General features: G+C 53.4%; 12 protein-coding genes. 3 read left to right on the forward strand and 9 right to left on the reverse strand.

Going from position 1 to position 10,989, the window contains the following annotated elements:
- Positions 1-36: 36 nt before the first annotated feature.
- On the reverse strand, positions 37-882 hold the full coding sequence (gene proC / locus ACP5D0_RS01780) for a pyrroline-5-carboxylate reductase (protein WP_472363837.1): 846 nt from the start codon (positions 880-882) through the stop codon (positions 37-39).
- Between the two features lie 96 nt (positions 883-978).
- Entirely contained in the window at positions 979-2,256 is a 1,278-nt protein-coding gene (locus tag ACP5D0_RS01785) for a Glu/Leu/Phe/Val family dehydrogenase (protein ID WP_472363838.1), read from the reverse strand.
- A gap of 222 nt (positions 2,257-2,478) precedes the next feature.
- Between ACP5D0_RS01785 and ACP5D0_RS01790 the strand changes: the two genes are divergently transcribed.
- Positions 2,479-3,441 (forward strand): hypothetical protein, encoded by a 963-nt coding sequence (locus ACP5D0_RS01790; protein ID WP_472363839.1) that lies wholly within the window; start codon positions 2,479-2,481, stop codon positions 3,439-3,441.
- Between the two features lie 214 nt (positions 3,442-3,655).
- On the opposite strand, the gene ACP5D0_RS01795 is transcribed toward ACP5D0_RS01790, so the two are convergent.
- The gene (locus tag ACP5D0_RS01795) at positions 3,656-4,342 is read right to left on the reverse strand and encodes a YggS family pyridoxal phosphate-dependent enzyme (RefSeq protein WP_472363841.1); all 687 of its coding nucleotides are present in this window, start codon (positions 4,340-4,342) and stop codon (positions 3,656-3,658) included.
- Between the two features lie 255 nt (positions 4,343-4,597).
- Here ACP5D0_RS01795 and ppk2 point away from each other — a divergent pair, with 255 nt between their 5' ends.
- Together ppk2 and ACP5D0_RS01805 are read left to right on the forward strand one after the other, a co-directional pair.
- Positions 4,598-5,389, forward strand: a complete 792-nt coding sequence (gene ppk2, locus ACP5D0_RS01800) for a polyphosphate kinase 2 (RefSeq protein ID WP_472363842.1) — start codon at positions 4,598-4,600, stop codon at positions 5,387-5,389.
- Between the two features lie 76 nt (positions 5,390-5,465).
- Positions 5,466-5,693, forward strand: coding sequence for a hypothetical protein (locus ACP5D0_RS01805; RefSeq protein WP_472363843.1), 228 nt, complete (start codon positions 5,466-5,468; stop codon positions 5,691-5,693).
- 64 nt (positions 5,694-5,757) lie between these two features.
- On the opposite strand, the gene ACP5D0_RS01810 is transcribed toward ACP5D0_RS01805, so the two are convergent.
- The 6 genes from ACP5D0_RS01810 to ACP5D0_RS01835 all read right to left on the reverse strand — a co-directional run.
- Entirely contained in the window at positions 5,758-6,441 is a 684-nt protein-coding gene (locus ACP5D0_RS01810) for a hypothetical protein (protein WP_472363844.1), read from the reverse strand.
- 23 nt (positions 6,442-6,464) lie between these two features.
- On the reverse strand, positions 6,465-7,751 hold the full coding sequence (locus tag ACP5D0_RS01815; RefSeq protein WP_472363846.1) for a dihydroorotase: 1,287 nt from the start codon (positions 7,749-7,751) through the stop codon (positions 6,465-6,467).
- Positions 7,748-8,767, reverse strand: a complete 1,020-nt coding sequence (locus ACP5D0_RS01820; RefSeq protein WP_472363847.1) for an aspartate carbamoyltransferase catalytic subunit — start codon at positions 8,765-8,767, stop codon at positions 7,748-7,750. Before ACP5D0_RS01820 ends, ACP5D0_RS01815 begins: the two co-directional genes overlap by 4 nt.
- An 86-nt stretch (positions 8,768-8,853) precedes the next feature.
- On the reverse strand, positions 8,854-9,309 hold the full coding sequence (ruvX, locus tag ACP5D0_RS01825; RefSeq protein WP_472363848.1) for a Holliday junction resolvase RuvX: 456 nt from the start codon (positions 9,307-9,309) through the stop codon (positions 8,854-8,856).
- On the reverse strand, positions 9,302-9,868 hold the full coding sequence (locus ACP5D0_RS01830) for a YqgE/AlgH family protein (protein WP_472363849.1): 567 nt from the start codon (positions 9,866-9,868) through the stop codon (positions 9,302-9,304). The genes ruvX and ACP5D0_RS01830 overlap by 8 nt, the downstream gene beginning before the upstream one ends.
- A gap of 49 nt (positions 9,869-9,917) precedes the next feature.
- Positions 9,918-10,989: FAD:protein FMN transferase (locus tag ACP5D0_RS01835; RefSeq protein ID WP_472363850.1), on the reverse strand; the 1,072-nt coding region annotated here is incomplete at its 5' end.

The following is a 10,989-nucleotide window of genomic DNA, read 5'->3' on the forward strand; positions in this document are numbered from 1 at the left end:
TTGCAAACGAACGGCGAACCCCAATAGTGACTTTGGTTAACGCGCTGAGTCATTATTGTGTGTGTGCCCCAGCTCGTCAGCCAACTCAATGGCGCGGTTGCGAGCCGCCGTCATCGCCTGCTCGACGATGTCGCGAAAGTGCTGTTGTTCAAACGATTGTATCGCTTTTTCCGTTGTGCCGTTCGGCGAGGTGACTTTTTGGCGCAGACTGGCACAATCGTCGCGACTTTCCAAGGCCATTTTCGCGGCACCGAAAGCGGTTTGAATGGTCAGCAGTCGGGCGGTGGATTCGTCCAGCCCAAGCTTTTGACCAGCGGCCTGCATGGCTTCCATAAACAGAAAGTAATAAGCTGGGCCGCTTCCGGAAACGGCGGTGACCGCATCCAAGTCGCTTTCGTGTTGCACCCAAGCCGTCAGCCCAGCGGCACGGAGAATGTGTTCAGCTTGGCTTTTTTGAGCCTCATTCACACGGTCATTGGCGTAAAGTCCAGTGGCACCACTGCCGATTAAGGCTGGCGTATTGGGCATGGTGCGGATAATGGCGGCATCATCGCCAAGCCAACCGTTAATGTCGCGACTTCGGACTCCGGCGGCAATAGAAATCAGCAGTGATCCGCGTGCCTTCACGGTGGGTGCCAGTTCGCGACAGACCCCTTCCAGTTGTTGAGGCTTGACCGCGAGCACGATGATGTCGGCCTGATTGGCGGCTTCAATATTGTGTTCAATACAGCGGATACCCATTGACTGGGTCACTTCTCGGCGGCGATCATTATTTGGGTCGGTCGCAAGGATCCGAGACTTTTCGTAACCGCTGGCCAGAAGACCGCCGATCAGGCTCAGCGACATATTCCCGGCACCGATAAAACAAATGGTTGCTTCCATTAGACACCTCTGTATTCGGAACTGTAATATTCGGGGGAGTTATTATAGCGCTAAAGTCTTGGAAAAACAGTCCGGTCACGGCTGGAAACCATGGCTTCAGGTTCTTTTTTGAAACAGTTTGTGGTTGCCGCGCTGGTCAATGGCGCCGGCCAGACGTTCGATGCCGTGAATATAGGCGGCGGTGCGTAAGCTGCATTGGTATCGAAGTGCTTGGTCGTAAACGGTATTGGCTTCTCGGCGCATGATTTTGCTCAGGCGCGATTCCACTTCTTCGGCGTCCCAGTAAAAGCCGGAACGGTTCTGTACCCATTCAAAATAACTGACCGTGACCCCGCCGGAGTTGACCAATACGTCCGGAATCACTTGAATGCCATTGGCCTGCAGGATTTCATCCGCTTGCGGCGAGATGGGGCCATTGGCAATTTCGAGAAGGGTTTTGGCTTGGATTTTATCGGCGTTTTCCTGGGTGATCTGGTTTTCCATGGCGGCCAGCACCAGAACATCCACCTTCATTTCCAGCAGTTCTTCGTTGGCGAGGGTTTCGTGTTCGATGACGTTACAGACGGAACCGTCGCAATAAACCGAATTCAGTTCGCTGGTTTCTTCCTTGAACTGTTTGATGTCATCAATGTTCAACCCGCTGGGGGTGCAGACCGCGCCTTTGGAATCGGACACGGCAATGACCCGGTAACCGGCGTGCTGCGCCAGCCGTGCAAAATGATAACCGGCGTTGCCGAAACCTTGCACCGCCACAGTGGTATTGGTCAAATCCCACCCTTGACGGCGGGCGTATTCGTTGAGACAAAATAGGGCACCTTGGCCGGTGGCCTGTGCTCGACCTTCGGAACCGTTTAAATGTAACGGTTTGCCGGTGATGATGCCGGGAATTTGCCGACGGGAGATAACCGAATATTCGTCCGCCATCCACCCCATAATGGTGGCGTTGGTGTACATATCCGGTGCCGGGATGTCGCGGGTTTCGCCAATGACGTCGGCAAAGGCGCGAATGTAGCCGCGCGACAGACGTTCGATTTCCAGTTGCGAGAGTTCTTTAGGGTTCACGGTGATGCCGCCTTTGGCACCGCCGAACGGCAGACCGGCCACGGCACACTTGACGGTCATCCAGAAGCTCAGGGACGTCACTTCGTCGAGATTGACACGCGGGTGATAGCGAATGCCGCCTTTGGTTGGACCACGGGTATCATCGTATTGCACGCGGTAACCGGTAAAAATCTGCAGGCTGCCATCGTCCATGCGCACCGGAATGCTGGCTTTGATGGCGCGTTTGGGCACCGAAAGGCGATTAATGACTTCTTCGTCCACGTCAATGTGCTTAAACACATCCGCCAAGCGTTGTTTTGCAATTTCAAACATCGGGTTTCTCCACAGGGGCATTATCGACCATGTCAGTAAGAATAAGCGATGTGCGATATTTTTTAAAGTGGGCTTTGCGAGCGGGGATTAAGTATTGGTTTAAACTGGAAAAAAGGTTAAAGTCTTAAAACGGCTGGTCGTTAACCTTCATACGAAGCTGGTTTGCGAATCTTGTGGCGGGGTGTTCACAAGCGAAACCGTTAGCCTGAAGAGGATCCTATTATGTCAGTTATCAAACCACAAAACGATTTTATGCAAAATCTACTCAATCCGTCCGCCAACAAGAATCAGCCAGGCGCGAGCGGACTGGCGGGGCTGTTAAACCCAAACGATAAAGCCGCAACGCCAGGCGCGGCGAACTTGAACGATTTCTTCTCACCGTCTTCCAAAGGGTTGCAAGCGGTGGCGGCCAGTCAGCAATACCAGCAGGCCTATTCCTACAGTCATACCATGACCATGCAGATTCAAACTAAAGAAGGGGATACGCTGCAGGTGGATTTCCGCCAACTCTACGCGGAATACCAATCGTATAAAAGCGAGTCGAGACAAGAGGAAGGGCCTTCCGGTGCGCGCTATTTTGAAAGCCGCGAAGCCATGGAAGCCACCGCCTTTGAAGAGCGTTTTGGGTTTTCGGTGCAGGGCGATTTGAACGAAGATGAGCTGGGGGCGATTTTTGACGTGTTCGAACAGGTCGATCAGCTGGCCAATGAGTTCTATAACGGTGATATCGAAAAAGCCTTTGCCAAGGCGCAAGATTTGGACATTGACTTTGGACAAATTCAATCGTTTGACTTGAATCTGCAGAAGTCGGAAATGTTCGCCAGCCAGTATCAGCAGACACAAGCCTATCAAGGTGTGCAAAATACCGGTGCCGAGCAGGCTGCCAATCAAGGTGGTGAAGTGTCTCAGCTGCCCCCTTATCTGCAAAAAATGCAGGAAGTGGTGGCGCGGATGGACGAGTTTTTTGCCAGTGCGCGAGAAAAATTCGATGAAATGCTAGCCAATACCGTGGCGCAACGCGCCGGTGAAGAAGACAAGGTGGGCGGTTGGTATGAGCGCATTAAAGCCTTTCACGATCAACTGGCCGAAGCCAGTGGATTGGATAAAGAAACCCTCAAACCCAGCGGCGCTGAAATCGAAGGCTTAACGCCAACGGAAGCAGCGGAAAAGCCACTTTCATCATAGGTTTCAGGGTCAGAGAAGGGCATTTCGGCTACAGTTTTTCGAGCTCTGGTCGATAAGGTAATAGACAAACAGTGGCGGTACAGTCACTTTTGTCTGTTGCTGATGTCTCCGCTTTCGTTGAGGGGGTGTCAGTCAAAAAGGAGATAACCGGGTCTTATGACCCGGTTTTTTCGTTTAAGGGAACCGATTATTCGCCGCCCGCTGACGGATTCGGTTACCGTGCGCCGAAAATGTCGGTGCCGATTCGCACCAAGGTGCTGCCTTCCAGAATGGCCGCTTCCAGGTCGGCGGACATCCCCATTGACAGGGTGTCAAGGGTGTTCGCTTGAGTGGGGAAACGGTCGCGAAGTGTGTCCAGTAATCCTTGGAGTTGGTGGAAGGGCTGACGTTGCATTGGCAGACTGTCGCTCGGAGCCGGAATGGTCATCAGGCCGCGCAGTGTCAGGTTTGGCAGGTCGATAATGGCTTCGGTCGCCGCCACAACCTCTTGCGGTCGGAAACCGGCTTTGGAGTCTTCATCGCTGACATTCACTTCCAGTAATATTTGCAATTTGCCCAGGCCTGGCGGTCTTTGTGCCGACAAGCGTTGGGCGATCTTCAGCCGATCCACACTGTGCACCCATTGAAAGTGTTCCGCAATCGGTTTGGTTTTATTGGACTGAATCGGGCCGATAAAGTGCCATTCCAAATCCGGCCGCCGGGCGATTTTTTCCAGTGCCTCCTGAACATAGTTTTCACCAAAAGCGACTTGCCCGGCTTCGGCTAAGGCTTCAATATCCGCCAGTGGCTTGGTTTTGCTGACCGCCAGCAACTTGACCGGACGAGTAATGTCCTGCTGGCGGCGGATATCTTCAATGCGTTGCAGTACATTTTGGTAGCGTTGAAGCAAGGCTGAATTCACGGCGACGTCCTTATTTAATTGCGATGGTTATGAATTTTCGGGCTAATATCTTACCATTTTTGGCATTTTGTTTAAGCTTTCAGGCGTAAACACGATGATGCTTTGAAGGCGCTAAAATAGTGCTATCGACAAGTGTAATAAGCAAGGTTTATACCCCTGATTGAAAGCTTTTGGTCGCTATGATTATTTAAATTGCGTAAAATAGATGGTTTATGTAAAAACAAACAGACTGCTGCGCAGTCAAGGATGCCGTGAATGAAAAAAATCAAATCCAGTGATGTGAATTACCCCTATGAGGATAAACTGAGTCGCAGCGAATATGAAGAAACCAAAGCGCAGTTGCAGATTGAACTGTTAAAGTTGCAGAAGTGGATCAAGCACAATGGTGAACGCTTGATCATCCTGTTTGAGGGGCGTGATGCGGCCGGCAAAGGGGGCACGATTAAACGTATTATGGAACACTTAAACCCGCGTGGCGCGCGTGTGGTGGCTTTGGATAAACCCAGCGAAACCGAAAAAGGACAGTGGTATTTCCAACGTTACATCAAACACTTGCCCAGCTCTGGGGAAATGGTGTTGTTTGACCGTTCTTGGTATAACCGTGCCGGTGTGGAACGGGTGATGGGGTTTTGTAGCCCGCCGGAATACAATCAGTTTGTGCATCAGGCGCCCGAATTTGAACGCATGATTACCGCCAGCGGCATTCATTTGATGAAATTCTGGTTTTCCGTGGGGCGCGACGAACAGTTGCGCCGCTTTAATGCGCGTAAAAACGATCCGCTGAAACAGTGGAAACTGAGCCCGATGGACTTGGCTTCGCTGGATCGTTGGGAGGAATACACGCGTGCCAAAGAGGATATGCTGTTTTACACCAATACCAATGAGTCGCCCTGGACGGTGATTAAGTCCAATGATAAAAAACGCGCGCGCTTGGAAGCCATGCGTTATATTTTGAATTATTTTCCGTATGATGATAAGAATGAAGAAGTTCTGCAATCGGATCCTTTGATTATCAGCAGCGGAGAAGACGTGTTTAAAGAAGACTGACGCCACACAGGCGAACGGGTTTTTTGAGTGACGTTATGGATTCGCGTTTTAATCAGCGCGACAAAAGGAAATAAAAATGACAAAAATGCATTATGGATTACACGCAAAAGAGGTGGTGCAGCGGTTTCAACGGATGTTAACCCCAGAACAACGGGATGCGATTCCGGAGGAGCACTTTGACGAATTGGAAATGCTGATCAGTGCGGCACTGGGTGTGGTGCATTCCGAACAGGCGCATCATGCGGCGAAGCTGTTGGAAAACTATGCCCATGAATTGCGACGCCAGTCCAGCGAAGTGGAGTAAGCGTCCAACGGCTGGGCGTTCAGCCCATTGTGTTGGTGGACGGTTCGGGCTGTTATTGAGGCTGTTAATTGAGGTTGTCAACATCCAGATGTTGCCAGTCTTCCGGTGGTTGCCAGTCTTGCCAAAGGGTGCTCAGGTCGCCTTCGTAGCAGCCGGGAAGGCCTTGTCGGTGACACAGACGATTGGGCAGCCCCCAGTCTTCCAGTAGCGGAGCCGCCCCAATCGCTTCGCTGGGAAAGCCGGGGAACAGAAAGCGTGCTGGTTTGACGGTAAACGGAAAACCGGTTTCGGCGGCCAGAATCAGCCGCAGTTCAAAGTCCACTTTTAAGTTGGCGGCCAGCCAAAACGCCGTGGCCAGTGCTCTTTGGCTGGCGGTGATCAATAAGGGTTTGTCACGCAACAAGCCGTCTCTAAGGTTGTCTAAAAATACCCAGGCCTGGCGGGTTGTTGGGTGGGTATCCAGTTGCGTGTTATCCGCCTGAAAAGGTCTTGGGCTGAGAAAAAACAGACGATTTTCCTGTTGTTTAAACAGAAAGGCGCGTAGAACAGCGTCCTTTTCGTTTGTCTCGACAATCGATAAATTGATCGGGTAGCGCACCGAGTTGAGGGCATTGATTTTGCCCGTGGCTTCCGTGGCTTCTTTGGGTTCGGCAATCCACTCGATCAGGTAATATCCGTTGACTTGCTCCGTTTGCCCCACCCAGCGCAGGGTGATGGGGTCGTTGTCATGGCCTGTAAAGGGTGTCATAAAGGGCGCAATCATAACTAGCGCTATACGGGATTATTGCGATACACCGGCCGCCCTTGGAAATAGGTGGCTTCCACTTGGCCGTCAAATTCCCAGCCGTCAAAGGGCGAGTTGTCGCCCTGACTGACCATGTCGGAGCGCTTAATCGTCCAGACCGTTTCCGGATTGTAGAGACTGAAGTCTGCACTGTGACCTTCCTGGAGGCTGCCGTTCTGAATGCCGAGAATGTCCGCTGGGCGGTGGGTAAGCGCGCCCAGCGCGGCTTGAATGTCGATATCGCCTTCTTGAACCAGTTTTAAGGTCAGCGGCAGCAGGGTTTCCAGTCCGCTGATACCGGGTTCGCTTTCGCCAAATGGCAGCAGTTTGACATCACGATCCAGCGGAGTGTGGTCGCTGACAATGGCATCGATAATCCCAGTTTTCACGCCTATGCGCAGCGCTTCTTTGTCGTCGTGGCTCCGCAAGGGCGGGGAGACGTGAAACAAGGAGTCGAAATCCATGACATCGTATTCGGTGAGGTGCAGGTGGTGGATGGCCACATCGCAGGTGACTTTCAGTCCGCGCTTTTTCGCTTCGGCAATCATTTCCACGGATCGTGCTGTGGAGATTTGCGAAATATGGATACGCGCACCGGTTTCTTCCGCCAGAATCAGATTTCGCGCCAGTGCGGTGGTTTCCGCCGAGGCGGGGATTTCCGGCAGACCTAGGCGGCTGCTGATGACGCCGCTGTGCACCACGCCGTTATTTTTCAATTGCGAGTTTTCACAACGCAGCATGAGCAGTATGTCAATGCTGGTGGCATAGGCCATGGCGTTTTTCAGCGTCAGGGCATTTTGAATGGAGTGCGCCGCTTGGCTGAGGGCAACGCAGCCCGCGTTTTTCAAGGCCGCCATATTGCTGAGCATTTTGCCTTCCAATCCCTGAGTGATGGCCCCTAAAGGGAGCACAAATGCGGTGGCGGCTTGGCGGGCACGCCGCTGAATCAATTCGGTGACCGCTTGGGTATCGTTGACCGGCGTGGTGTCGGGCGGGCAGCAGATGGTGGTGATGCCGCCGGACACCGCTGCTTTGGTTTCGGAGGCAATATTGCCTTCGTAGCGACTGCCGGGTTCGGCAATGCGGGCGTGCAAATCCACCAGGCCTGGCAAAATCCATTTATCGGTGCCGTCGATCACTTGGTCGGCCGAGAAGCCTTCCGGTGTGGTGTCTTGTATGGCGCGAATGCGGCCACGGCAGATGTAGAGATTGGTCACCTTGTCCAGTGATTGGCTGGGGTCGATGATGCGGGCGTTTTCAATTAAAAGTCTCACAGTTCGGCCTCCTGTGTCTGCGGTTCGGATGGCAGTGGCGATGGGTTGAGCTGTCGGGCATTTTCAATAATGATGCTCATGACCGCCATGCGCACCGCGATGCCGTAGGTGACCTGTTCCAGAATCACCGATTGATGACCGTCCACCACTTCCGAGTCGATTTCGACCCCGCGATTGACCGGGCCTGGGTGCATGACAATGGCATCCGGTTTGGCATAGGCCAAACGTTGTTTGGTGAGACCGTAGAGGTTGTAGAATTCTTTGTCGCTGGGCAGCAGGGCGCTTTGCATCCGTTCGTTTTGCAGGCGCACGTTGATAATCACATCCACGCCGTCCAGCCCTTCTTCAATGTGTTCGTACACATGAACGCCGAGCGCTTCGGGATGAGAAGGCATCAGTGTGCGTGGGCCGATAACGCGGATTTCGCGTGCTTCCAGAATGCTGAGCGCTTGGATTTGCGATCGCACCACCCGCGAATGTTGCACATCGCCGATAATCGCCACTTTTAAATCGTAGAGGTCACCTTTGTGTTTGCGGATGGTGAATACATCCAGCATGGCTTGAGTCGGGTGGGCGTGCTGGCCGTCCCCAGCGTTGACCACGTGTACATGGGGGGCAACGTGTTTGGCGATAAAGTGCGCCGCACCGCTTTCGCTGTGGCGCACCACAAAGACATCCGCCAGCATGGCTTCCAGGTTCCACAGGGTGTCGAGCAGGGTTTCGCCTTTTTTGGTGGATGAGGTTTCGATATTGAGGTTCACCACATCGGCGGACAAGCGTTTTTCGGCAATTTCAAAGGTGGTCAGGGTGCGGGTGCTGGGTTCGAAAAACAGGTTCATAATGGTCTTGCCGTGCAGATTGGGCACTTTTTTGATTTCACCGCTCATTGGGTCGATAAAGCTTTCGGCCACGTCCAGTATTTCGGTGAGGTGGTGGTGTTTCAGACCTTCAAGGGTCAAAAAGTGGCGAAGCTTGCCATCTTCGTTGAGCTGCAGGTTGGGGGCGGTGAGTCTCATGAAGGATCCTAGGTGGTTGCGCAAAGAACGGGTGCGCTTATTTTATAGCAGTCTTTGGCCAAGTGCCACATCCGAAAGCGGGTTATTCAAGTTGCCGGGGGGCATTGCGTGATCGAAGGCGAGCGATTTTCCAGCCAGGTTTCCAGAATGATTTGGGCGGCGTGATCGTCGCTGTGGGCGGCTTGGCCTTTTAAGCGGTTTTCCGCTTCGATGGACGTCAGTTGCTCTTCAACAAAAAATAACGGTTTGTGCCCGTAACGTCCGCTCAGGCGTTGGCCGAATTTGCGTGCCGGTTGTGTCAGATTCTGTTCTTCGCCGTTTAATCGCAGCGGCAGGCCGACAACAATGGCGACGGGCTGCCATTTGTGAAACAGTTGGGTGATGTGTTCCCAGTCCGGTCGTCCGTCGCGGCTGTTGACAATCGCTTCAGGGGAGGCGGTGCAGGTGACGGTCTGGCCGACGGCGACACCGATGCGCCGTAATCCAAAATCAAACCCCAGCACCACGCCCTTGATGTTTTGCGGACTGACGGAATCAGTCATGGCCCGCGTCCATGCTCAGGTGTTCCGGCGCGATGCCGAGGGTGTTGAGCGCCACTTCCCATTTGCGTTCACTGGGAACATCAAACAGTAAAGCGGCATTGTAGGGAATGGTCAGCCAGTTATTGGCTTGGATTTCCTCGTTGAGCTGGTCTTTTTCCCAACCGGCAAATCCCAGACAGATCAGCAGCTTTTCTGGCAGATCGCCTTCGGCAATGGATTTTAAAAAATCCTCGGAAACCGTCATGGCCAGGCCGTCGTGCAATGGCAGGCTTTTTTGCCAGTCACCGGGAGGCTGGTGGAGAATGAAACCGTGTTCGACATCCAGTGGGCCGCCCATCAATACTTTTTGATAAAGCATGGGTTCCTGGTGCGTAATCGGCAGTTCAAAGTGATCGAGCAGTTGCTCCAGCGTGAGGTTATGTTCCAGCGTCAGCACCAGCCCCATGGTGCCATGCTCGTTGTCTTCCACAATGTAAATCACGGTTTTATCAAACCAGCTGCCCGCTAAATTGGGCATGGCGATTAAAAAATGATGTTCAAGCGAGTCGAGTTGTTCCATAACATCAGATTATAGCAGTTTGCCAAAACACCTTGCTTCAAGTTAGCGGCTATTTTGTCTCCTCTGTTTCGGTGTTGGGTGACACAACGGGTTTTGCGGTCAGTTGTAGGCGTGAGCGCATGGCGGGGGTGCTGTAAAACCGGCGCTGGTCATCCACCATAAAGGCTTGCGAAATCCCCATTTGACGGGCAATGCGTTCCCAGTCGGCGGGGCCGGCCACCATGAGTGCGGTGGCGGCGGCATCTGCGGTGGTGGCGTCCGGATGCACCACGGTCACCGACTGAAAATGATCGGCGGGATAACCGGTGTTGGGGTTGAGAATGTGGCTGTAGCGTCGGCCGTTCCAGACGAAGTATCGCTGGTAATTGCCGGAAGTGACAATGCTTTCGTCCCCTTCGATTTCCAGGCTGGCCAGCACGGTTTCCGGGGCTTGCGGGTCTTGCAGGCCAATTCGCCAGGCCTGGTGATTGTGTGGGTTTTTCGACCCGATAATGCGCATGTCGCCGCCGATATTGACAATGGCGTTTTCAATGCCGGCTTTTTGTAAGGTGTCGATTGCGATGTCCAGTGCCAGCCCTTTGGCATTGCCGCCGAAATCGAGCCGAAGTTTGGGGTTTCGGCTGTAGAGTTTTGAACCTTCAAAATAGACGTCGGCGATGGAGGGGCGTGATTTTCGCCAGGCCTGGATGGCTTTTTCACTGGGCGGCGGCCCTTGCCAGTCTTCGGAGTGGAACCCCCAGAGTGCGACCAGTCCACCGATGCCGGGGTCAAACAGATAGTCGGACTCGGCGGCGAGTTGTTGCGATTTCAGAATAAACTGTTTCACACTGTCGGCGACCTCAATGGGTTGCCCAGCGGCAATGGCATCGTTGATTTTCGCGAGGATACCGCCTTTTTCCCAGGCGTGCCAGGCCTGGTGAAAACGGTGAAATCGCTGCTCAACCGCCTGAATGGCTTTGTCGGCTTGCGGTTTCGGGGTGTCTACTATTTGCACCTGTACTTCGGTGCCGAACACATAAAATACCTCGGTCACCGAGGTGTTGGTTTTGTCGGAGCAGCCCGTCAGCCAGAGCAGGCAGGCGAGCCAGAGCCAGACCCGAGATGGGGCGAAGCGGAGGCTG

Source organism: Hydrogenovibrio sp. (assembly GCF_049975065.1).
GTDB lineage: Bacteria > Pseudomonadota > Gammaproteobacteria > Thiomicrospirales > Thiomicrospiraceae > Hydrogenovibrio.